The sequence below is a fragment of the Acinetobacter sp. RG5 genome (assembly GCF_031844265.1).
Classification (GTDB): Bacteria; Pseudomonadota; Gammaproteobacteria; order Pseudomonadales; family Moraxellaceae; genus Acinetobacter.
Genome location: NZ_JAUZUV010000002.1, coordinates 271,299 through 295,990 on the forward strand (window position 1 = coordinate 271,299; position 24,692 = coordinate 295,990).

At 39.0% G+C, this 24,692-nt stretch carries 15 protein-coding genes and 1 pseudogene; 9 read left to right on the top strand and 7 right to left on the bottom strand.

The window, feature by feature from the left end:
• Positions 1-6: 6 nt before the first annotated feature.
• The 3 genes from nuoC to ndhC all read right to left on the bottom strand — a co-directional run bounded on the left by nuoC (position 7) and on the right by ndhC (position 3,118).
• The gene (nuoC, locus tag Q9R21_RS03990; RefSeq protein ID WP_004732074.1) at positions 7-1,794 is read right to left on the bottom strand and encodes an NADH-quinone oxidoreductase subunit C/D; all 1,788 of its coding nucleotides are present in this window, start codon (positions 1,792-1,794) and stop codon (positions 7-9) included.
• A gap of 91 nt (positions 1,795-1,885) precedes the next feature.
• Positions 1,886-2,566 (bottom strand): NADH-quinone oxidoreductase subunit B family protein, encoded by a 681-nt coding sequence (locus Q9R21_RS03995; protein WP_004280778.1) that lies wholly within the window; start codon positions 2,564-2,566, stop codon positions 1,886-1,888.
• A gap of 6 nt (positions 2,567-2,572) precedes the next feature.
• The gene (ndhC, locus tag Q9R21_RS04000; RefSeq protein WP_004280779.1) at positions 2,573-3,118 is read right to left on the bottom strand and encodes an NADH-quinone oxidoreductase subunit A; all 546 of its coding nucleotides are present in this window, start codon (positions 3,116-3,118) and stop codon (positions 2,573-2,575) included.
• A gap of 572 nt (positions 3,119-3,690) precedes the next feature.
• Between ndhC and Q9R21_RS04005 the strand changes: the two genes are divergently transcribed.
• Positions 3,691-4,047 (top strand): hypothetical protein, encoded by a 357-nt coding sequence (locus Q9R21_RS04005; protein WP_004645876.1) that lies wholly within the window; start codon positions 3,691-3,693, stop codon positions 4,045-4,047.
• Positions 4,048-4,113: 66 nt separating this feature from the next.
• On the opposite strand, the gene bfmS is transcribed toward Q9R21_RS04005, so the two are convergent.
• Positions 4,114-5,787, bottom strand: coding sequence for a sensor histidine kinase BfmS (bfmS, locus tag Q9R21_RS04010; protein ID WP_005104083.1), 1,674 nt, complete (start codon positions 5,785-5,787; stop codon positions 4,114-4,116).
• 42 nt (positions 5,788-5,829) lie between these two features.
• Entirely contained in the window at positions 5,830-6,546 is a 717-nt protein-coding gene (gene bfmR, locus Q9R21_RS04015) for a response regulator transcription factor BfmR (protein WP_005104084.1), read from the bottom strand.
• 567 nt (positions 6,547-7,113) lie between these two features.
• Here bfmR and Q9R21_RS04020 point away from each other — a divergent pair.
• The 4 genes from Q9R21_RS04020 to Q9R21_RS04035 all read left to right on the top strand — a co-directional run bounded on the left by Q9R21_RS04020 (position 7,114) and on the right by Q9R21_RS04035 (position 13,578).
• Complete coding sequence (locus Q9R21_RS04020; protein WP_311203775.1) at positions 7,114-9,951, top strand: ribonucleoside-diphosphate reductase subunit alpha; 2,838 nt, start codon at positions 7,114-7,116, stop codon at positions 9,949-9,951.
• A gap of 512 nt (positions 9,952-10,463) precedes the next feature.
• Positions 10,464-10,592 carry a hypothetical protein gene (locus Q9R21_RS04025; protein ID WP_004645881.1) on the top strand — a complete coding sequence of 43 codons (129 nt, stop codon included), beginning with the start codon at positions 10,464-10,466 and terminating at the stop codon, positions 10,590-10,592.
• 141 nt (positions 10,593-10,733) lie between these two features.
• A complete protein-coding gene (locus Q9R21_RS04030; protein ID WP_114541022.1) occupies positions 10,734-12,017 on the top strand; it encodes a ribonucleotide-diphosphate reductase subunit beta in 1,284 nt (427 codons plus the stop codon).
• Between the two features lie 592 nt (positions 12,018-12,609).
• On the top strand, positions 12,610-13,578 hold the full coding sequence (locus tag Q9R21_RS04035; RefSeq protein ID WP_014538385.1) for an IS30 family transposase: 969 nt from the start codon (positions 12,610-12,612) through the stop codon (positions 13,576-13,578).
• Positions 13,579-13,935: 357 nt separating this feature from the next.
• Here Q9R21_RS04035 and Q9R21_RS04040 read toward each other — a convergent pair whose 3' ends face one another.
• Positions 13,936-15,891 (bottom strand): alkyl/aryl-sulfatase, encoded by a 1,956-nt coding sequence (locus tag Q9R21_RS04040; RefSeq protein ID WP_000693745.1) that lies wholly within the window; start codon positions 15,889-15,891, stop codon positions 13,936-13,938.
• A gap of 81 nt (positions 15,892-15,972) precedes the next feature.
• Positions 15,973-16,233, bottom strand: a pseudogene (locus tag Q9R21_RS04045) (integrase core domain-containing protein); the annotation flags it as partial.
• Positions 16,234-16,346: 113 nt separating this feature from the next.
• Between Q9R21_RS04045 and Q9R21_RS04050 the strand changes: the two are divergent.
• From Q9R21_RS04050 to Q9R21_RS04065, 4 genes are all read left to right on the top strand, one after another.
• A complete protein-coding gene (locus Q9R21_RS04050; protein WP_252718541.1) occupies positions 16,347-17,315 on the top strand; it encodes an IS30 family transposase in 969 nt (322 codons plus the stop codon).
• A 163-nt stretch (positions 17,316-17,478) separates the two neighbouring features.
• A complete protein-coding gene (locus Q9R21_RS04055; RefSeq protein WP_223241218.1) occupies positions 17,479-20,088 on the top strand; it encodes an AAA family ATPase in 2,610 nt (869 codons plus the stop codon).
• A gap of 179 nt (positions 20,089-20,267) precedes the next feature.
• Positions 20,268-21,179 carry a DUF6236 family protein gene (locus tag Q9R21_RS04060; protein ID WP_000503872.1) on the top strand — a complete coding sequence of 304 codons (912 nt, stop codon included), beginning with the start codon at positions 20,268-20,270 and terminating at the stop codon, positions 21,177-21,179.
• Positions 21,180-21,279: 100 nt separating this feature from the next.
• Positions 21,280-24,465: a type ISP restriction/modification enzyme gene (locus tag Q9R21_RS04065; RefSeq protein ID WP_000615758.1), complete on the top strand. Its 3,186-nt coding sequence runs from the start codon at positions 21,280-21,282 to the stop codon at positions 24,463-24,465.
• Positions 24,466-24,692: the final 227 nt, after the last annotated feature.

Sequence of the window (24,692 nt, forward strand, 5' to 3'; positions counted from 1 at the left end):
TACCCCTTAGCGATCCACGTCAGCCATTACGACGTCAATGGTCGCTAAATAAATGATTAAGTCAGACATTAAGCTGCCGTTAATCACAGAAGGCATTTGCTGTAAATGCGTGAAGGTTGGTGTACGGATACGGGTACGGTAACTCATGGTTGACTTGTCTGAAGTCAAGTAGTAGTTCGACGCGCCTTTCACCACTTCCGCCATCACAGATGCTTCACCCGCCGGCATTACAGGACCCCAAGATACGCTCAGGAAGTGCGTAATCAAGGTTTCAATATCTTGTAATGTCTTGTCTTTTGGTGGTGGAACAGCCAGTGGATGGTCTGCTTTGTACGCACCAGACGGCATATTATCTAAACATTGTTTGATAATTTTCAGTGATTCTTCGATTTCACGGTAGTGAACGATGACACGTGCATAGGCATCGCCTTCGTACTCAACCGGCACTTCGAAGTCATAATTTTCATAACCGCTATATGGGCGGTATTTACGTACGTCAAAGTCGATACCTGTAGCGCGTAGACCTGTACCTGTTACACCCCAAGCCAATGCAGATTTTGCATCGTATTGCGCAACATTACGGGTACGACCCACAAATACTGAGTTTTTCAGCGCTGCAGTATGATATTCCTTCAAACGTTTCGGCATCCAGTCCAGGATTTCACGAATCAGGTGCTGCCAGTTGTTTGGAAGGTCGTGTGCGGTACCACCGATACGGAACCATGCCGGATGCATACGGTAACCGGTGATCGCTTCAATTGCGTCATAGATTTTCTGACGGTCAGCAAACATGTAGAAGACTGGCGTCATACCGCCGGCATCCTGAATCGCAGTACCAATGAACAGCAAGTGGTTATTGATACGGAACAGTTCAGACATCATCACGCGGATACATTGCGCACGGTCAGGTACAGTAATACCGGCCATTTGCTCTACACCAAGCACGTAAGGCATGTTTTGCGCACAACCACCGAGGTAGTCGACACGGTCTGTATACGGAATGAATGAATGCCAGGTTTGACGTTCAGCCATCTTTTCCACACCACGGTGGTGATAACCGATGTCAGGCACACAGTCTTTCACTTCTTCACCGTCCAGCTGCAAGATCACACGGAACGCACCGTGCGCAGATGGATGGTTCGGACCCAAGTTCAGGAACATGAAGTCCTCATCGGCATTGCCGCGCTTCATACCCCAATCTTCAGGGACAAAGCGAAGATGTTCCTGTTCGTAGTCCTGTTTGGCTTTATCTTGCAAATACGGCGTATATTCAGTCGCACGTGCAGAATATTCTTTACGTAGCGGATGACCTTCCCAATAGGTTGGCAACAAGATACGACGGAGCATTGGATGCCCTTCGAAATTGATCCCGAACATATCGTAAGCTTCACGTTCGTACCAGTTGGCATTTGGCCAAATATTGGTTGCCGTCGGAAGATTCAAATCGCTTTCTGCTAAGGCAACTTTAATACGAATGTCAGTATTACGCTCGAGCGACAACAAGTGATAGAACACTGTGAAGTCAGACGCAGGTAAACCGTCGCGGTGCGTACGCAGACGCTCATCTACCGCTGACAAGTCGAACAACATCACGTAAGGACGTGACACTGTACGCAAGAACATTAAAACTTCTTGTACACGTGCGCGCTCAACCCAGACTGTCGGGAAATCCTCGAAAGTCGTTTGCACAAAGAAGTTCTCACCAAATTTGGTTTTGAGTTCTTCAATAATGGCAAATGCTGGGCGTGAATCAACAGGCGTTGATTCTGGCATAGCAATGTCAGTTTCAGCCATTGGCTTGGCTTCCTATTTAATACAAATTCAGTCAACCTAAACGACAATTACACCCATAGCGGGTGCACAACAAAACAACCTGTCGTTTAAATTATTTAATTTCATCCATAGAGCGTAAGTTCTTCACAGCAACACGCTGGTCTTTCTTACGGTCACGTTCCGGCATCATCTTTGGCTTATACACTGGCTTAAGATCATCACCGATCACCGCAGAAAGCGGACGACGCTCTAGTTGAATCTGGTCTTGCAACAGCATCAATGCCTGAATCAAAGCTTCAGGACGTGGTGGGCAACCTGGAATATACACATCGACCGGGATGATTTTATCCACACCTTGTACGACTGAATAAATATCGTACATACCACCTGAGTTGGCACATGCACCCATTGAAATGACCCATTTTGGTTCAAGCATCTGTTCGTACAGACGCTGAATTACTGGCGCCATTTTTACGAAGCAAGTACCCGCTACAATCATTAAGTCCGCCTGACGCGGTGAAGCACGGATAACCTCGGCACCAAAACGTGACAAGTCATGCACGCCGGTCAAGGTCGTTGCATATTCTACGTAGCAGCAAGATGTACCAAAGTTAAATGGCCAAACTGAGTTTTTACGACCCCAGTTGACTGCTGTATGTACCACATCCTCTAAGCGAGTCATGAATACATTTTTATTCACTTCTTCTTCTAGCAACGGATCTTCTACAACAATACGTTCCTGAAGTGGATATTGGTCAGCATTCGGATTCGCACGGGTTAATGTATATTTCATCCCGTCTTACTCCTTATCAGATAATTGAGTTTGTGACTTTTTCACAAAACCAGATGATTGAGCCGGGATTTGACCCGTTGGATCCATCACCAATTCTTCAATCGAGTTGAAGCGCGTAATTTCTGCAAGATCCATATTTGGCGAACCAATCTTAGCTTTAATTCCTGCTGCCTTACGTCTGTCTGAAGGTGCCCAATTGAGTGCGCCTGTCGATAATTCGTAAATCAAACCAACAAGTAAAACTATGATAAAGATAGCTGCAGTTGCAAAACCAATCCAACCTACCTCACGAACAGAAACTGCCCATGCATATAGATAAAGTGCTTCTAAATCAAACACCACAAAGAAAATTGCAACTAAATAGAACTTTGCAGACAAGCGGATACGAGCTCCACCTGCGCTAACTACACCTGACTCAAACTGCTCCTGCTTGGCACGGCCCCATGATTTACCCCCGAGGAGTAATGGGACAGTCAGCATAAAGACGCATAAAAATGTAACGCCGATCACGAAGGCAATAATTGCCCATTCGTATGGAGTAATAGCACTCATGCGGGGATAACTCCTGGCAGGCCTATTTGTTAACAAAGAATGTATGTATTGGCCTTCAAATACACCAAACACAAAATTAATCCCGCCAATTGTACCTGATTTTGGATTTCACTTGCTAGTTTATAAGCCTTAGTCTTTGGGATGATATTTTAGACATTTCAGCATTTAATTTGACTTTAATCATTCAGAATTCGTTTTAATCGTTTTCCTAAATTAAATTTTAATTATCTATTAATTTTTCTATAAAGAGCACTTCCAGAAAATAGGCTGATCGATGAGCTGCTTTTCTCGCCCACCCATTTAGATATAGTCTTTTTCACTATTGAATCCAAGTTAAATCGGATAAAAACTTATTTTAACAACTATTTTTTCTTTCAAACCAATTGATTTAACTTGATATTTAATATGATTTTTTATATTTAACTGTTGCTTTACCCCCTGCAGCTACTTGGTAATCTTGGATTGGCAATTGTGTCTTTTTGCAACATGCTCAACGGACTGATTCAGAATATGTTATTTCTATTTCTAAACCACATCATGACATTAATAAAGTAACAATAAGGAGTCCTTGCATGTCTCTACGCTTTTCCCATCGACCTAATTATTTTTTATTTGCTCAATTACTGGTTCGCCATATAGAAAATTACATCCAGAAAAATCCCAACATAAGCCAGGCAGCTTTTGACTTACGTGACATCCATGCACTTTTTCAAGAGGACCATGCTTCTTCCAGCATCAATCTGGATGGCATTATGAATATCGCTGACGAATATAAAGTCGAAACCTTATCAGGCGACCAAAAACTGATTCAGCGTTATAACGTCGATGCGAAAAATACCAAACTGGTGATCGACTTTAACTCTGAAGCGCTACAAAGCTTAAAAGAGGGTAAATCACTCATTGAACCTGATGCGACCATTCAGGAATAAAAATCGCTCCTAATAAAAAACGATGCCGATGCATCGTTTTTTATGACTAAAATCATTTATACAATATCAAGCTAAATGATCACTCGCTTCCTCAGGCTTTTTTTCTAGCATCTTGCGCTTACTCTTCTTGACATAACGCTGTGCCGGCCAGGTCATCGTAAAACGCGCGCCACCCAGCGTCGGACTTTGATCCACCTGAATCGTACCACCAAACCAGTACGCAATCCGGCTGACAATCGACAAACCTAAACCATAACCACCCGAAGCACGGGTACGGCTATCATCCAGTCGGGCAAAGGCTTCAAAAATGCGGGCACGATCTATTTCCGGAATCCCCGGCCCGTCATCTTCAACGCAAACATAGGCCTGACCATCCTGATCCAGACCGCCGCTAATCAAGATTTTATTATCGCAATAACGTACAGCATTGCCGACCAGATTCTGAATTACACGATGCAGATAACGACGCTCCGCCTCTACTGTGACCGCAACAGGCATTGGATGTAATTCGATGATTTTCTGGGTTTTCAGCGCTTCAGTTTCTTGTGCCACCTGATTCAGTACGTCATACAGATCGATTTGCTCAAACTCAATCGACGGCATGCCCTGTTCCAGTTTGGCATAGGTCATGATCTCATCAATCAAGGTATTCAGCGCCTCAATATCTTTATCAATCTGTTCCACCTGTTGCAGACGATAATCGTAGTCATCTTCATCCGCCATCATTTCCACACCAAAGCGGATTCGTGCCACCGGTGTACGCAACTCATGCGACACCGCACGCATCAACTCACGCTGCGCTTCGATCAAACGCTGGATATGATCTGACATATTGTTATAGCTAGACGCCAGTGTAGACATCTCGTCACTGCCTTCCACAGGAAGACGCAATGACATATTACCCGATTTCATTTTGTTTAAGGCATAGCTGACTTCACGCAACTTACGCTGCATCGGAACCAAAAGACCATAAACACCCAGACTCAACACAAAAAGACTTAATAAGGTAATACCGGTCGCCAACTGGAATGGCATCCAGTTAAACAAGGGTACCGGCCCCATGACCAATACTTGCGAAGTCGAACCAGGAATCGGTGAAATAATTGAAATCGTGGTGCCACGAATAGAGGCATTATCGCGGTATAAAATGATGCTATGGTCCAGACGCAGACGTCCGATTTGCTCGGAGTCTAAAGGTAGATTCTGGACGTTTTCGATGGAAACCGGATAAGAAAAATAATCCTGAATACGAGCCAGGTATTCTTTTTCCTGACCTGGATAGTAGACCAGATAATCCAGGATAAAGACTGGTAAGGCCTTCATCTGGCGCTCAGTAATGCTGTCAGCCTTAATATAAAGGTAATGACCCGGGTCATCACGCAGCCCAACTACAATATAGGCAATACCCGATTCAGCGTCCCAACGCACCACCGCTTTTCGTTCGGCAATACGGCGCCCTTCAGCACGGGTAATGTCGACCTTGCTGGCTTCTACATAGTGAATGGGCAATTCAAGCAAATCGGAGGCATCAGAAACCCAATCCATTTTTTGCTGGAGATTTGGCTGGCGTGCAACCCCCTCACTGATGATATATGCCATACCATCAGTCAGGGATTCGCGATATTCTTGCGCACGCTGATAGTTGATAATCTGTACCAACAAATAGCCGAACACTGCCACCAAGACGACAAGGATGACGAGTCCTGCGTATATACGCAAAAATATACTGTGTTTAAACACCTATAATTTATCCTGCTTGTTCAAGCAACAAACCACATTTGCTTAAAGACCATTGGTCTCTTTAACAAAAAGATAACCTTTACTACGTACTGTTTTAATACGCTTCGGATTTTCTGGGTCGTCACCGATTTTTGGACGGATACGAGAAATACGCACATCGATTGAACGGTCTTGACCATCATATTCGATACCACGTAAACGCTCGAAAATATCTTCACGTGACAGGATGCGGCCCGCATTTGAAGCCAGCAGCCACAACAGGTCATATTCTGCACTGGTAAAGTCAACCAGCTCACCATTTAAGGTCACTGAACGACCACCATTGTCGATCACCAGGTCATCAAATTCGATGCGCTGAGCCACTTCATCTTCAGGCACTTTGTCAGTACGGCGTAATAAAGCACGAATACGAGCCAATAGGACACGTGGCTGAACCGGTTTAGCGACATAGTCGTCCGCACCCATTTCCAGACCTAAGACCTGATCCATATCTTCAGTACGTGCAGTCAGCATTAAAATCGGTTGATGATAATGTGGACGAACTTCACGACAGATGGTCAAACCATCAGCACCTGGCAACATGACATCTAGAACCACCATGTCTGGTTGCTCAGCAATAATACGACGAATAGCACGGTTGCCATCCGGCTCTACCCCAACCTCAAGACCATTACGGATGAGGTATTCTTGTGTTAAACGAGCAAGACGCTCATCATCTTCAACAATTAAAATCTTGGGTAACTTTTCTTCTTGGCTCATGTATTGCCCCTTATTTGGTGGATCTACGCTATAGGCGTATCCTTTTGAAATCCAATAGATACGTTTTTAATATGCTTGCAATATACACACGTTTACATTGTAAACAAGATAGCGTTCACCAAACTGATACATCAAGATAGCATTTTGTAATATTTTATCGTGCATTTTTTGGACAATTATGCTTGAAACAGTGGCTTAGATCTGATTTGCGATTTACACAACTATTACATGGACAAAATATGACTGCTTGATTCAGCCCTTTTTAGTTATCCACAGTGTTATCTATAAGCACTTTCTTTGGACTTTGTTATGCTATGCCTTGCCTGATAAGGCTTATACAAAAATCAATAAAAATAGCGATATTTTTACAAGGATTAAAGCACAACTTAAGAAAAATATTTAGCTAAATGTCAATATTGATCTACCCTAAATTTTCCCGTATCTTGTGTTCAATTAATTTTAAAACCACTAGGTCTTGTGTTTATTCCTCAAACACTGTGGCACGAATTTTGCCCAGTTCAAACGGTCTATAAACATAAAAATAGATGACAATGGAGCTATGCTAACATGAGCGTAATCACTTCAACTCCTGGTCAACTTCAGGTGATTAAACGCACCGGTGATGTTGCCGCTTTTGATGCAGAAAAAATTTCTGTCGCAATTGGTAAAGCGTTTTTGGCGGTTGAAGGCCAACAAAGCGCTGACTCGAGCCGGATCCATGATCGTATCGAGCAACTGACGGAAATGGTATTAAATACCTTTAAACGTCGTTTACCTTCTGGCGGAACGATTCATATTGAAGAAATTCAAGACCAAGTTGAACTTGCGCTAATGCGTACGGGCGAACAGAAAGTTGCACGCTCTTATGTCATTTACCGTGAACAACGTTCTGAAGCACGTAAACAGTTAGGTGCACATCATCACCCGACCCTGCAAATTACCGATGCTGAAGGCAAACTCAAGCCACTAGATTTAAGTGCTTTAACTGCGCATGTTACTAAAGCAGCAGAAGGCCTTGAAGGCATTGATGTACAAGCCATTGTCGATGAGACCGTGAAAAACTTGTACAACGGCGTAAAAGAGTCGGACATCTCAACCACGATGATGATGGCGACCCGTACCCGTATTGAGCAAGAGCCTAACTATACATATGTGACTGCACGTTTATTGCGTGATGACCTGGTTGCGACTGGTTTGAAATTCCTGGGTCTACCTGTAGATACAGTTGAAGGCGATGCGCTGGAAACTTACCTGAAAAAAGGGATTGAGCTTGAGCTGCTTTCTCCAGAATTATTGAACTTTGACTTGGCGAAACTGGCAGCGGCGATTCAACCGGAACGCTCTAACCAATTTACTTACCTAGGTCTGCAAACATTATTTGACCGTTACTTCATCCATTCAGATGGCGTACGTTTCGAACTTCCGCAATTGTTCTTTATGCGTGTTTCTATGGGCTTGTCGCTCAATGAAGAAAACCGTGAAGAGCGCGCGATTGAGTTCTATAACTTATTGTCTAGCTTCGACTACATGGCTTCGACGCCTACCCTGTTTAACTCAGGTACGCTACGTCCACAATTATCGAGCTGTTACTTGACTACAATTGATGATGACCTGTACGACATCTATGGCGCAATGCGTGATAACGCAATGCTGTCTAAATGGGCAGGTGGTTTAGGTAACGACTGGACACCAGTTCGTGCCTTGAACTCCTACATCAAAGGAACTAACGGTAAGTCGCAAGGTGTAGTTCCGTTCCTGAAAGTAGCGAACGATACTGCTGTTGCGGTTAACCAAGGTGGTAAGCGTAAAGGTGCAGTTTGTGCATACTTAGAAACCTGGCACCTGGACATCGAAGAATTTCTTGAACTGCGTAAGAACACCGGTGATGACCGTCGTCGTACCCATGACATGAACACTGCGAACTGGGTTCCTGACCTGTTCATGCAACGTGTATTCGAAGATGCTGAATGGACTTTATTCACGCCTTCTGAAACGCCTGATCTGCATGATTTGACTGGTGCTGCATTCGCTGAGCGTTATGCACACTACGAAGCGATTGCCAAAGAAACAAACATGTTGCACAAGAAAATCCGTGCAAAAGATTTGTGGCGCAAAATGCTGTCGATGCTGTTTGAAACAGGTCACCCGTGGATCACATTCAAAGACGTATGTAATCTGCGTTCACCACAGCAACACGTAGGTGTAGTTCATTCTTCTAACCTGTGTACAGAAATTACTTTGAACACCAGCAAAGAAGAAATCGCGGTATGTAACCTAGGTTCGATCAACCTGGTACAACACGTTCAAGGTGGTGTTCTTGATCGTGAAAAACTGGCACGTACAGTAAAAACTGCAGTTCGTATGCTGGACAACGTAATTGACATCAACTACTACGCTGTTCCACAAGCACGCAACTCGAACCTGAAACACCGTCCGGTTGGTATGGGTATCATGGGCTTCCAGGATGCACTGTATGAGATGAACCTTGCTTATGGTTCTGATGCTGCGGTTGAGTTTGCTGATGAATCGATGGAAGTAATCTCATACTATGCGATTTCAACCTCTAGCGATTTGGCTGTTGAACGTGGTACATACGAAACATTCAAGGGTTCATTGTGGGATCAAGGTATCCTGCCAATCGACTCGCTTGATCTGGTTGCGAAAACTCGCCCTGAACGCATGTTCGAAGTCGACCGCACTCAACGTCTGGACTGGGACACGTTACGTGCCAAAGTTCAAAAAGACGGTATGCGTAACTCGAACGTAATGGCGATTGCACCAACAGCAACGATTTCAAACATCTGTGGCGTGTCTCAGTCAATCGAGCCAACCTTCCAGAACTTGTATGTGAAATCCAACCTGTCTGGTGAATTCACCGTGATTAACCCGTACCTGGTGCGTGCACTGAAAGAACGTGGTCTTTGGGATGCGGTAATGGTCAACGACCTGAAACACTTCGAAGGTTCTGTTCAGAAGATTTCTCGTATTCCTGAAGAGCTTAAAGCCATCTTCGCGACTGCATTTGAAGTTGAAACTCGCTGGATCGTGGATGCTGCTTCACGTCGTCAAAAATGGATCGACCAAGCGCAGTCGCTGAACCTTTACATCGCTGGTGCAAACGGTAAGAAACTGGACATCACTTACAAGATGGCCTGGTTACGTGGTCTGAAAACCACTTATTACCTACGTGCTTTGGGTGCGACTTCTGCTGAGAAATCGACTATTAACACTGGCGCATTGAATGCAGTTAAACCTGCAACTGTTGCGGCTCCTGTTGTAGCAGCAGCTCCTGTAGTTGAAGCGCAAAAACCTGAAGCTCCTGCAGAGGAAGAAGGTTTTGCTCAAGCGGCTCCCGTGCCAATGGCATGTTCAATTGACAATCCTGATTGTGAAGCTTGTCAGTAATCTGACAGGTTTTAAAAATCCTCCCCGACCCTCCTTTAATAAAGGAGGGAGAAAGTCCCCCTTTTTAAAGGGGGATTTAGGGGGATTCCAAACTGAATGAAATTAAAAAAGGAGGTGCGGACATAAGAGTTTTATAAATTTTAAGCAATAAAAAATGGCCTATCACAAGTGACAGACCATTGATTTGAAAACCCAAGCTTTCAGAGGTTTAGCAACACTCTAGAAAGTAACAAAGGTAATCTGTGTTAAATTTTAGCGGACTTAACGCTGACTACTTTAGCAAAATTTAGAGTGTGAGTCACTCCTCTGAAAGCTCCATTTTGTAATTAGGAGCTGACCGATGAGTAATTGTACTTATCCTCAAGGCGTTAGTGTTCGCGCTTATGTTAGATACCGATTTAATCGGTGGGAAAATGTTTGTGCACACTGTCGCAGTTACCCAAATCAATTAAGTTTTTGGTAACACAATGAGAGGTTGAAAAGCCTCTCAATTTAAATAAAAGGAAACCTCAATGCCTCATATGACTCATAACTACATGTTAGGACTTGCGGCATTGCTGATTTCCTTTGGTATTACCTTTTATTTACCCATTGCTTACTTCTGGTTCAAAGTTCGCCAGCAGCGTAAGCAAAATAAGTAGTGGGGATCATTGCTCCTGTATAAAACTAGAGCATTCATCGACAAAACTTAATTTTGCTTAAACAAATTGAGCGTATAGTAAGACATCTCAGCCAAGCTGAATGTCTCATAAAAGATATAAAGCAACGTAGAGAGAATTGATATGTCTATCCTAAGTTGGGACGATTTCGAAGATGATTCGCAAAAACCGGCTGCACCTGAACAGCAGCCTGCGCCCGTCGAGCCGCAAAAAACGTCTAATTCACAGATGGTATCTGATGCAGGCAACGCATCGCCGGATGTGGCAGCTGCACAACCCCTTAGAGCCACTCAAAACCGAGGATCAAATCCAACCGATTCGCTGGCAAGAGCATCTGCTTCCCTAGAGCAACTTGATGTAGCTCCAGGCCTGGAAGAGCTTGAAATGGGTGCGCAGCGTGTCCAGGTTGACGACAAGGCAATGATCAACTGTCGTGCTGACTTGAACCAGCTTGTTCCATTCAAATACGAATGGGCTTGGCAGAAGTATCTGGACGGATGTGCAAACCACTGGATGCCGCAAGAAGTCAACATGAACCACGACATCGCGCTGTGGAAGTCTGAAAATGGCTTGACTGAAGATGAACGTACCATCGTGATGCGTTCACTCGGTTTCTTCTCAACTGCCGATTCACTGGTTGCAAACAATCTGGTACTGGCGATTTACCGTCATATTACCAACCCTGAATGCCGTCAGTATATCTTGCGTCAGGCGTTTGAAGAAGCGATTCACACACACGCTTACCAGTACTGTATCGAATCTTTAGGTATGGATGAAGGCGAAGTCTTCAACATGTACCGCGAAGTACCGTCAGTGGCACGTAAAGCAGCGTGGGGCCTGAAATATACTCAGTCTTTAAGTGATCCTACTTTCAAAACCGGTACACCTGAAAACGACCAGATTCTGCTTCGCAACCTGATCGCATTCTATTGTGTACTTGAAGGTATCTTCTTCTACTGCGGTTTCAGCCAGATCCTGTCGATGGGCCGTCGTAACAAGATGAATGGTGTTGCCGAGCAATTCCAGTACATCCTGCGTGACGAGTCAATGCACCTGAACTTCGGTATCGATATGATCAACCAGATCAAGATCGAAAACCCGGGTTTATGGACGACTGAATTCCAGGAAGAAATCATTCAGATGATTCTTGAAGGTACGATGCTGGAAATCGAATATGCACGTGACACAATGCCACGCGGTGTACTCGGTATGAATGCTGGCATGATGGAAGAATACCTAAAGTTCATTGCTAACCGTCGTCTGGCGCAATTAGGCTTGCCTGAACAGTTTGCTGGCGTGAACAACCCGTTCCAGTGGATGTCAGAAATGATGGACTTGCGTAAAGAGAAGAATTTCTTCGAGACGCGCGTAACAGATTACCAAACTGGCGGTGCGTTAAGCTGGTAAGGTTTAGCTTAAAATTCTTCTAAATTAAAGCATAAGTTGAAATTTATAAAGCATAAGCTGAAATAAATTAAACTATAAGCTGAAATCCAGAAAAAACAAAAAGATAATGTCATAAATTATTATGGCATTATCTTTCACTTCAAAATATTAATGAAATAATCCCAACAAATATAAGTAATTTTCGTAAAAAACTTCTAAGAAAGCCATAGTTAAAAATTATTTCATCTTATGGTTTTAATTTTATGCCACCAAAATATTTCACTCACCTCATGTGACATATAAGCAGTAAATGATAGTTGCTATGAGATTTTTGACACATATTTCGAAATTATTACATTAACGTAAAGTGATCCATTTAATGCTATTTTCTACAAATGGATGTTATCGACAGATAATATAAAAGGAGCCTATTAATTAGTCTCCTTTTATATAGATAGAGAAATAAAACTTACCTCCCTAATAATCAGTTTTGAAGAAACCTGGCAGAGTAAAACTTGAAGTGCGACATAAACCACCTAATTAATTTAAAGGGTTTATGGAGTATATAAAATTGTCATACCATCATCTTAACTTTGAAGATCGTACTGCATTAATGCTTGAGTCAAGAAAAGAAGGCTTTTCAGCCAGAAAATTTGCTGAACTTATTAAAAGACATCCTAGTACGATCTATCGTGAGCTTAAAAGAAATAGCATCAATGACGTTTATCAAGCTCGATATGCTTCTGATAACACTTTTGCTAGACGTAGACGTGGTCACAGAAAACTCAAAATCGATTCAATCCTCTGGAAATTTATTGTTGAAGCGATCCGTTGTTTATGGTCTCCTCAGCAAATAGCAAAGCGTTTAAAGACATTTCCTGATTTGGATCAAACAATGAATGTAAGCCATACAACGATTTATTCAACGATACGAGCATTACCCAAGGGTGAGTTGAAAAAAGACTTATTATCCTGTCTACGTCATGAAAATAAAAAGCGAAAAGCTAACGGTGAACCTAAAAAAGATTCTATATTACAGGATATTAAAACTATTCATGAGCGCCCAGCCGAAGTTCAAGAAAGAAAAATACCGGGTCATTGGGAAGCTGATTTAATTAAAGGTAAAGACAATAAAAGTTCGATAGCAACACTTATTGAACGAAATACACGGCTCTGTATCTTGGCAACATTACCTGATGCAAAGGCAGAATCAGTGCGCAAGGCTTTAACTGAAGCTCTGAAATATTTACCTGCAGAACTGCGTAAAACGTTGACCTATGACCGTGGACGCGAGATGGCAGAACATAAAATACTTGAAGAAGATTTAGGCATAGATGTATATTTCTGTGACCCACATTCACCCTGGCAAAAAGGCACATGCGAAAATATGAATGGTTTAATTAGGCAATATTTACCTAAAGGGATTGATTTAAATCAGGCAGATCAGCATTATTTAAATCAAGTTGCCATGTCACTGAATACTCGTCCTAGAAAAGCGTTAGATTGGCTTACACCATTAGAGAAATTTGCTCAGCTTGTTGATTATCATAAGACTTTTCAAACTGTCGCACCTCATGTTTGAATTCGCCCTAATATAAAAGCTTATTTTCAATAAAAAACACATCATAATACCCCCTTGCCTTTTAACCACAAAAATATTGAAGTTATTATTTAGAAGCAATTAATAGAAAAATAAACAAATCTTTTTTAAACAAGCTACTAATAAAAATATCTCCATCGAAAATAAAGTATAAAAATTCAAAAACCATTTAATAAAGTATCAATAGAGTTAAAATACATATAGCTTACTTTTAATTTTAAAGAGGAATACAAGAAATAATTTCTTGTATTCCTGTTATAAGATTGGGAGAACCAAGTTGATAATTTCACCCATTTCTTTGGATCTATTAATTTAAGTTTCGACTTTACTTATTTGAGCTTAGCCATTTGGTCGAGTCACAATCGGGAAAATTGAATCTGGACGTTTAAACATTGCAAAGAATTTTCCAATTTTCAGTGGATTACCTTTGACTTTACTGTCTTTAGAAAGCAGGACTTTTACCCCTTCTATTTGACCTGTAATCATTTTTAGATATAAGGGCTTGGTTAAGGTTAATGTAGGGCAATCCAATGCCAAATCTTTACTTTCATCATAACGCTTAAACTGCATGACTGAGTTTTCAACCCATAATGAAAAATGCTCTTTGGTATCCGACAAAACCAGATTGATACACTGGTTTTCATTTTTTAAATTTTCCACATCTAAATTTGTCGCCATAGCTTCAAGAAATCTTTCAGTTGGTGTATGAATCAATAAATCACTCGGATCAGAAGTATTTTGTAGGGGTACATTATTTTGTAGCTCTTGAGCGCCCACCAAAAAGAAATTACGCCAAGTTGAAGCCTCAGCAGCATAGCCCAATTGACGATAAGTATTCGCCAATAAGTCTTTTGCTTGTTGGTTTTGAGGGTTATTCAACACAATATGTTTTAAAATCTCGGCAGCCCATCTATAGTCAGCTTGAGCGTAGGCATCCCGCGCATTTTTCAATGCATTGTTCTCCCCACCTGCTAACTCAATATATTTTTTTGCAACAGCTTTAGGGGGTAATGGATCTAAATTGGAAGGATGGGCATCGAACCATCCCATATAATATTGGTATACTGCTTTTACATTATGTTTTAGGGTTCCATAATAGCCATGAGCATATAGTTTTTGATCAAGTGCCGCTGGAAGCTTAATTTTTTCGGCAATTTCAGCGCCATTAAAACCAGAGTTCATATATCTCACCGTCTGATCATGCGTGAACTTATAAACATCTCGCTGGGTTTTAATAAAATCTTGAATATTGTCATTGCCCCAGACAGGCCAATGATGCTGTGCAATCAATACATCGGATGCTTTGGCATGCTGCATTGCTTGGTCTAGATAGCCCACCCATTTTAAGGCATCACGGACTTTAGCACCCCGAAGGGTATAAAGATTATGCATGGTATGAGATAGAATTTCTGCGCCGTTATAAAGTTTCAATGATGGGATAGAGAACGTTAATTCTGCTGGTGCTTCTGAACCCGGCACGTTATAAAACACAAAATCCAAGCCATCAACCGTCATTTTCTGTTCTGGTTGAGTGATCAGTTGTGTAGGCTCAAGGATGCCCATTTTTCCCACAGCAACAGCCTTACCTAAACCTGTATCCACCAATCCTTCCGCATTTTTAGGTAGAAAAGTTCCATACATATAAGTCGCACGACGTATCATGGCTGAACCTGCCATCACATTTTCACTGGTCGCTTCTTCCATAAAGCCTTTTGGCGCAATAATTGGAGTTTTTCTAGCGTTAATTTCTTCGCTAGAAAGAACGCCTAATGCACCACCAAAATGATCGATATGGCTATGGGTAAAGATAATGGCTGAAATTTTTTGCTCACCTAAATGCTGTCTAGCAAATTTAAGTGCTGCTTCAGCCGTTTCTTTAGAGGTTAATGTATCCACAATAATCCAGCCAGTATCACCCTGAATGATGGTCATATTTGCCAAATCAAAACCACGAATTTGCCAAACTCGATCTGTTACTTTAAATAGCCCAACATTGTTGTTTAATTTTGCTTGTCGCCATAGAGTGGGATTAACGGTATTTGGTGCTTGATCTTGTAAAAAACTAAATGCATCAAAATCCCAGATAACATTGCCTTTCTCACTTTTAATTTGACCTGTTGGCTTGGCAATAAAGCCCTTTTGAGCCTGATTAAACTCAGTCATATCCTCTAAGTTATACTTCGCCTTATATGTATTATTTGATTCAATGACCGCTTTTTCTACTACAGTATTTGCTGCAAAAACAGAAAATGGCAGAATAAGCATCAATGAAACTGTTAAAAACTTAATTTTCATCTTCTTTCCTTTTTTTAAATAGAGGTGGTCCCACATGTTTGAACAACTAAAAGCTTATTTATAAGTGATACTCTGCTCTAGTTAAGCTACCTTATTTTGTTGTGGTAGCTGGTCATAGTAAAACTCATCTGGAGTCATTTTGTCCAGACTCGAATGAGGTCGTTTCAAATTATAAAATTCAAAATATGCGTTTAATTGCTTCTTCGCATCCAAAACATTGCTGTAGGCTTTGAGATACACCTCTTCATATTTAACGCTCCGCCATAATCGTTCAACCATCACATTATCAACCCATCGACCTTTACCATCCATGCTGATTTGGATGTCATTTGATTTCAATACATGGCAGAGTAAAACTTGAAGTGCGACATAAACCACCTAATTAATTTAAAGGGTTTATGGAGTATATAAAATTGTCATACCATCATCTTAACTTTGAAGATCGTACTGCATTAATGCTTGAGTCAAGAAAAGAAGGCTTTTCAGCCAGAAAATTTGCTGAACTCATTAAAAGACATCCTAGTACGATCTATCGTGAGCTTAAAAGAAATAGCATCAATGACGTTTATCAAGCTCGATATGCTTCTGATAACACCTTCGCTAGACGTAGACGTGGTCACAGAAAACTCAAAATCGATTCAATCCTCTGGAAATTTATTGTTGAAGCGATCCGTTGTTTATGGTCTCCTCAGCAAATAGCAAAGCGTTTAAAGACATTTCCTGATTTGGATCAAACAATGAATGTAAGCCATACAACGATTTATTCAACGATACGAGCATTACCCAAGGGTGAGTTGAAAAAAGACTTATTATCCTGTCTGCGTCATGAAAATAAAAAGCGAAAAGCTAACGGTGAACCTAAAAAAAATTCTATATTACAGGATATTAAAACTATTCATGAGCGCCCAGCCGAAGTTCAAGAAAGAAAAATACCGGGTCATTGGGAAGCTGATTTAATTAAAGGTAAAGACAATAAAAGTTCGATAGCAACACTTATTGAACGAAATACACGGCTCTGTATCTTGGCAACATTACCTGATGCAAAGGCAGAATCAGTGCGCAAGGCTTTAACTGAAGCTCTGAAATATTTACCTGCAGAACTGCGTAAAACGTTGACCTATGACCGTGGACGCGAGATGTCAGAACATAAAATACTCGAAGAAGATTTAGGCATAGATGTATATTTCTGTGACCCACATTCACCTTGGCAAAAAGGCACATGCGAAAATATGAATGGTTTAATTAGGCAATATTTACCTAAAGGGATTGATTTAAATCAGGCAGATCAGCATTATTTAAATCAAGTTGCCATGTCACTGAATACTCGTCCTAGAAAGGCGTTAGATTGGCTTACACCATTAGAGAAATTTGCTCAGCTTGTTGATTATCATATGGCTTTTGAAACTGTCGCACCTCATGTTTGAATTCGCCCCTTTATCATTCATATAAAAATATTGCCCCCTATACAATGTAAAATTCAGCTAGTCAAAAAGACAAAAAAATGATAAATATCTATAAATTACATTATTTTATAAATTAGATTTTTAAAAAATTCTGGAGGGGGTAATTGTGGTAAGAGAGGAATATTTGCGTTTTTTACAAACGTTTAATGTGGATTCTACATCAATAAATGCTAAAAAAATTGCTAATATTGTTTTAGATAATTTAGAAGAGCTAACTCAGTTATCAACACATCAAGGTCAAAGAATCCGAAGAATAATTGCTTTAGCTCAGCCTCAATGGAATGAAATCAGAACGGACATAACTATCATTAATTCGGCTAATTCAAATGATTATCAACGTATTAAACAATTAAAACATATGGTGGTTGGTCCCTTTAGAGGATTTGCACGTGCAGAAGAATTCAATTTAGATAGTCAATGTGTATTAATTTACGGACCAAATGGTACTGGCAAATCAAGTTTCTGCGAAGCACTCGAATATGGCCTGCTTGGGAGTGTTAGCGAGGCTGAAACTAAGCGTTTTCGAGATCAGGCTGAATATTTAAAAAATGCTCATGTTAATCAATTTACTCCCCCTCACATTATTGCTAAAGATGCAAATGAGGACGATGTAATTGTTGAACCCAATGCATCTAAATACAGATTTTGTTTTGTAGAAAAGAATAGAATCGATAACTTTTCTAGAATAGCAGCCCAAGCCCCTTCTAAACAGACTGAACTTATTTCAACATTATTCGGATTAGAGGCATTTACAGATTATGTTCGTAACTTTACTACCGAAATTGATGAAAGATATATAGATATTCAAGGAGAAAAAACCAAATTACTTGCACAAAAACGTCTTGAATTATCATCTGCAGAACAAATCAAGATAAACAATATTGCTGAGTTAGAAACTATTACACAGGAAGAACTAGCGCTCGCTCAGCGATATAAAAATAATTTCAGCTTTAATCTAATGGTTAGCGAAATTATTGGAACAACAGATTCTTTAGGTGCCATTCATCAACTAGAAAAAGAGTTACAAACACCTGTTCCTTTAAAAAGTAATTTAACAACTTCTGCCTTAGACATATTGATAAATAATATTCAAGTTAATATTAATCAACTTAATAGTCAACAACAAGAATTGGGATCGTATAGCCAGCAAATATCATTTAAACAACTATATGAAGCGGTTATACAGATTCAACCAAGTAATCCTGAAAGTTGCCCAGCCTGTCATACGCCCTTAAATCTAGTTACAATCAATCCGTACCTGCATTCGCAAGAAGAATTAGAAAAACTTCAACATTTGGCTAAAATACAAAAAAGAATACAGGACACTCAGCAAACCATAGGCCAACAATTATTTAGTCTTTCTCAAATAGTAAATACTTGTTTACATTTTTTATCAACTAATAATCAACTTGTTGCATATCAAATCCCTAATGGTATACAACCAACTCTCTCTTGGTGGAACTCTTTACTACAATATTTAGCAGATGGATATACCCCTTATCAACATATAGTCGCGCAGGTAAAACATCTCGAAAATACAGATCTTCTATCTAGCCAAGCTCAAGCAACAAGAAATTCAACACTAGAAGAATTAAATAGATTACGTGAATTTGAACGTCAAATTACAATCTTACAGACTCGTCGTAATACAGCTTTAAAGGAAATTTCAAAAGCAGAATTACTCATTACAAATTTCAATACTCAAAATGCACAATTAATCAACGAGGTGACCCTAGAAGAATCTATCCTACAAAGAAATCAGTCTATCTTAGAGGGATATACTGAATTCGTAACTAAAATAAATGCATATAGCAGACTTTTACCATCACAATTAGTTGCTGATTTAGGTGAAACAGTTACTACCCTATACAACGCATTCAACCGTTATGATGCTTCTCATGAAAAGTTAGCTTCGGTCAAACTTCCTTTGACACAGTCGCAGAAATTACTTATATCATTTCAAAAAGATCCAACAACATTTTTTGATGCCCTTCACATTCTCAGTGAGGGACATATTAGATGTATTGGATTAGCAATCTTGCTAGCAAAAAATATTAAAGAAAATTGCCCTATTTTAATTTTTGATGATCCAGTCAATGCAATAGATGATGAGCATAGAGCCGCAATAAGAGAAACCTTATTCAAGGACTCATTTTTCGAACAAACTCAAATCATTCTCGCTATCCATGGTGAAGAGTTCTTCAATAATACTCATCAAATGTTAGGTAAAGAGAGAGCCGCTATTTCGCAGTCTTATATATTCTCTCCCCATAAGCCTGATAACCATATATATGTACTTTCATTACAACGCCCTCGAAATCATGTGTTAGTAGCACGAGAATTGTATTCTAGAGGAGAATATAGAGATGCTCTTATGTCATCAAGACGAGCTTTAGAAAATTTATGTGATAAAACTTGGTTTCATTATGGAAAACATTGTGATAGGAATGACGGTTTAATTAGTGTATCAAGAAGATCTCCAGATCAACCCTGGGATTTAAGAAATCTCGCAGAAAATTTAAAATCTAAAATTGATAAGTCTCAAGCAAATATCCCTAAAAAAACAGAAATCGTATCCGCTTTAACATTGTTATTGGGTCCAAATGGCACCTCCCCATGTTGGCGTTATTTAAATAAAGGTACACATGATGAGGACAATTTACCGGAGTTCGACCAGCATATAGTTGGCAAGATAGTGTCATCACTCGAACAGCTAGATTCAGCACTTAATTGATGATCAATTATGACAAAATTTCACCAAATAACTTAAAAGAGGGTTCATGAGGTATGAAATTATTAAAAATTAAATTTTTATAATTTCAGTCTTATAGAATCCTAATAGTTAAAAATCTTTATTAATTGAATACTGTAAAAGATGTAATTTTTACAGGCAAACATCTAATTGAGTAAAAAATGGGCGAAATAATCCAATTTAAGAAAAAAAGAATTCCTAAAGGCCTAATAATCTCAGGATTGGGAGGCGTTAGTAATGAAAATGGACCTGTAGCTAAAGATTTAACACATAGTGATTTGATGTTTTATGGTCTTTATTGGGATAATATCGTTATTACTCAAATACCAATGTTTCATTTTACTAATAATGTGATTGAAGAATTTAGAAGTAATGGAGTTATTGAATTTTATACAAATGCCCCTCCGCCGCAAATTCATTCTTCCGAAATGCAAAGGTTGGCTTTAGAGTCTTTATTAGCATGTCAAAGCATAAGAAAGCAGACTACCGACTCTGATTGGATTATTTACAATAACGTTGCAGATGGATTTAATTCTATAGAATCTGACGATTTGATAGAGCAACATACCATTAGAATCGAAATTGCAAAATGTCTTCCCTATCCAAGTACCTATGTTCCCATAGATACTCTTAGAAAGTTTAGAGAAGATTATATTGATGAACTTGATAGACTTCATTTAGCAAAATATAGACTATTTGATAAAATTAGTTCATATGAAAATTTGGAAAGGAGAGATCTAGCCAAATCATATGAATTAGATGAGTTTCAACGTGCAATAAGAGACTATGAATTCGCTTTTTCCTCTAAGTTTTCCTATTATTCAATGAAATCATTAATTAGTGATATCAAAAGTAATAAGTTTCAACTATTAGAAGCCAGTTTAGCTGCTGGAGACCTCTTGGTAAGTGGCCTTAGCCTATCTGGAACTTACAATCTTGGCAAAACATTCTTTAATATTTTTGGCTCAAAGCAAAAGATTCATGAAGCAAGGAAGAATTCACCAGAATTTCAATTTATCGGCTCTGCGATCAATAAAGGAATTATCTTACAGAAGTTTGATCATAGTTTATGAATAAATAGATAAATTGCAGATATTACGAAGAGACTGAAGGTTTTAGATATGAAAATTTAAAACCCAGTGAATGAACGTGAAATACATGAGACTACATTAAATGATCCAAAATTATATTCAGGCAGTAAATGCAAAATTTGTCACAGGTAAAACAACCGAACACAGCTTTCGAGGGGATCTACAAAGCTTAGTAGAGTCAATTATCGGCTCAGGCTATATGGTAATTAACGAGCCTAAACGTCAAAGATGTGGTGCGCCTGATTATATCATTGAGAAAAACAGTATTCCTATTGGATTTATTGAAGCAAAAGACATTGGTGATACAGACCTAGAAGGTAAGAAAAAAACAGGTAACAAAGAACAATTTGACCGCTATAAAGCATCTTTAAACAATATCGTATTCACCAACTACCTGGACTTCTATTTTTATCAAGAAAGTGAATTAGTTGCTAAGATTTCTATTGCTGAAATTTCAGGAAATCAGATCAAAGCCTTGCCTGAAAACTTCCCAATGTTTGAGAGTCTGATTAAAAATTTCAGTATCTATCTTGGGCAAACAATCAAAAGTCCGCAGAAATTAGCCAAAATGATGGCAAATAAAGCAAAATTACTTGCTGAAATATTAGAAAAAGCAGTAACCAATGATGAAGATACACAGGAAGACAGTACTCTAAAGGCTCACTTCGAAGGCTTTAAGCAGATTCTTATTCATGACATTAAGCCAAAAGGTTTTGCCGATGTATATGCTCAGACCATTGCTTATGGAATGTTTGCAGCCCGATTACATGACTCAACCCTCAAGACTTTCTCAAGACAAGAAGCTGCTGAACTGATTCCAAAATCGAACCCTTTCTTGCGTAAACTATTTGGTTATATCGCAGGTCCAGACATTGATGATCGTATCAAATGGATTGTTGATAGCCTGGCAGACATTTTCTTACATTGTAATGTTGAGGAAATCTTAAAGACTTATGGGCGTTCAACACGAATGAACAACCCAATTATTCATTTCTATGAAACTTTTCTGAGCGAATATGACCCTAAAGAACGTAAAAAACGTGGCGTATGGTACACACCTGAACCTGTAGTCAATTTCATTGTCAGAGCTGTAGATGAAATTCTAAAAACTGAGTTTAATCTTGCTTCAGGATTAGCCGATACAGCCAAAACTACTATTAAAATTAAAAACCCCACAACAGATAAGCGTTATAAAGATGGCTATATCACAACAGAAAAAGAAGTTCATAAAGTTCAGATCCTTGATCCTGCAACAGGTACAGGCACATTCCTTTCACAAGTCATCAAACACGTACATCAAGACTTTGAAGGGATGCAAGGGATATGGAGTAACTATGTTGAAAAGGATCTGATACCACGTTTAAACGGTTTTGAGTTGCTCATGGCGAGCTATGCAATGGCTCACTTGCAACTTAACTTGCTGTTATCAGAAACAGGATATAAACCACAAGGCAATATTCAACAAAGACTGAAAGTTTATCTAACTAATAGCTTAGAAGAAAGTCATCCTGATACTGGTACTTTATTTGCGAATTGGCTCAGTGCTGAAGCAAATGAAGCGAACCATATTAAACGTGATACACCTGTCATGTGTATTATTGGTAATCCACCTTATAGTGGTGAAAGTGCTAATAAAGGTGACTGGATTATGAGTTTAATGGAAGACTATAAGAAAGAACCAGGCGGAAAAGAAAAATTAAAAGAAAAAAATTCTAAATGGATTAATGATGACTATGTAAAGTTCTTACGATATGGGCAGCATTTTATTGAAAAAAATGGAAGTGGTGTGCTTGCTTTCATTAATCCTCATGGTTTTTTAGATAATCCAACATTTAGAGGGATGCGCTGGAATCTACTTAAAACTTACGACAAGATTTATACCATTGATCTTCACGGGAATGGGAAGAAAAAAGAATTTTCTCCTGATGGAAGTGTAGATAAAAATGTATTTGATATCATGCAAGGCGTATCTATTAATATATTTATTAAAACAGGAAATAAAAAGAATTCAGAGCTAGGTCAAGTCTTTCATTATGATGTATTTGGTAAACGTGAAGAAAAATATAATTTCCTTTCTGAATCAAACTTAAATGATATAAATTTCAATGAAATTAAACCAGTAGGGAAACAATATTACTTCATTCCTCAAGACATGACATTAAAAAGTATTTATGAGAAAGGTATAAAAATAAGTGACTTATTTCCTGTTCAGGGTAATGGAATAGTAACAAAGAGAGATAATTTATGCATTCAAGCTACTGCTGACAAATGTTTGCAATCAGCGCTAGACATAATTACGTTAGAAAAATCTAATTTTTATAAAAAATACAATCTTCCTGCTGATGTAAGAGATTGGAAATATGATTGGGCTAAAAAAGATATCCAAGATTCTTTTAAAGATCAAACGTGTGTAAAGCATATCAACTACAGGCCATTTGATAAAAAATATATTTACTACACAGGTAATTCAAGAGGTTTTGTAGGATGGCCTGTAGATAAAATTATGCGAAACTATTTACAATCAGAAGGAAACCTAGGTCTGCTTTGCACTAAAGCACATAAAGATCAATCTTTTGCTCATATTTTTGTTACTAATACGATCACGGAAGCAATTTTTCTTTCTTCAAAAACTGGCTCAAATGCCATGAATCTGCCTCTTTATATTTATTATGAGGATTTAACAACTGAAGGTAAAATATGTAGGAAACCCAACTTAGAAAAAAAATATATAGACAAAATAAGTAGCATTATAAAAAGAAAATTTTCGGATGAAATATCTACTGAAAGTCAAAATTTTTCACCTATAGATATATTAAATTATGTATATGCTGTTCTTCATTCAAGAATTTATAGAGAAAAATATAATAATTTTCTCAAAATTGATTTTCCACGAGTTCCATACCCAAAAGATCAAAATACATTTGGTCAATTAGTTGGATTAGGAAATCAATTAAGAAAACTTCATCTTATGGAAGACTCCACTTTAAAAGCTATTTTTCAATATCCTGAAAGCGGTGACAATATTGTTGAGAAGCATGTTTACAAAGATGGAAATGTCTATATCAACGATGAACAGTATTTTGCCAATGTTCCTGAAGTAGCCTGGAACTTCTATATCGGTGGCTATCAACCTGCACAAAAATGGCTCAAAGACAGGAAAGGTCAAGCTCTACAATTTGAAGATATTAAGCATTATCAGAAGATGATTGCCACGCTTCAAAGAACTTCTGAAATTATGGAAGAGATAGATCAAATAGATTTTATGTAAAAATACATTACTGTTAAATGAGTATCTTTAAAAATGCTCATTTAACATTGTATACAAAATTAACCAATACATACGTCCTGACATAATCTAGATGCCCCTTTTAACAGTTAAAAATCACACTAGGCGGAAAGGCCTATCAAATATTCATTTTTTAGATAATCACACTGGTTTTGTCGCAAAACTTTAAAAATGACAATATCAAGTAAGATGAAATAATTGGAAAAATC

Coding starts and splice junctions, on each gene's coding strand:
- nuoC (WP_004732074.1), bottom strand. CDS start 1,794: ATGGCTGAAACTGACATTGCTATGCCAGAATCAACGCCTGTTGATTCA.
- Q9R21_RS03995 (WP_004280778.1), bottom strand. CDS start 2,566: ATGAAATATACATTAACCCGTGCGAATCCGAATGCTGACCAATATCCA.
- ndhC (WP_004280779.1), bottom strand. CDS start 3,118: ATGAGTGCTATTACTCCATACGAATGGGCAATTATTGCCTTCGTGATC.
- Q9R21_RS04005 (WP_004645876.1), top strand. CDS start 3,691: ATGTCTCTACGCTTTTCCCATCGACCTAATTATTTTTTATTTGCTCAA.
- bfmR (WP_005104084.1), bottom strand. CDS start 6,546: ATGAGCCAAGAAGAAAAGTTACCCAAGATTTTAATTGTTGAAGATGAT.
- Q9R21_RS04020 (WP_311203775.1), top strand. CDS start 7,114: ATGAGCGTAATCACTTCAACTCCTGGTCAACTTCAGGTGATTAAACGC.
- Q9R21_RS04025 (WP_004645881.1), top strand. CDS start 10,464: ATGCCTCATATGACTCATAACTACATGTTAGGACTTGCGGCATTGCTG.
- Q9R21_RS04030 (WP_114541022.1), top strand. CDS start 10,734: ATGTCTATCCTAAGTTGGGACGATTTCGAAGATGATTCGCAAAAACCG.
- Q9R21_RS04035 (WP_014538385.1), top strand. CDS start 12,610: ATGCTTGAGTCAAGAAAAGAAGGCTTTTCAGCCAGAAAATTTGCTGAA.
- Q9R21_RS04040 (WP_000693745.1), bottom strand. CDS start 15,891: ATGAAAATTAAGTTTTTAACAGTTTCATTGATGCTTATTCTGCCATTT.
- Q9R21_RS04050 (WP_252718541.1), top strand. CDS start 16,347: ATGCTTGAGTCAAGAAAAGAAGGCTTTTCAGCCAGAAAATTTGCTGAA.
- Q9R21_RS04060 (WP_000503872.1), top strand. CDS start 20,268: ATGGGCGAAATAATCCAATTTAAGAAAAAAAGAATTCCTAAAGGCCTA.
- Q9R21_RS04065 (WP_000615758.1), top strand. CDS start 21,280: ATGATCCAAAATTATATTCAGGCAGTAAATGCAAAATTTGTCACAGGT.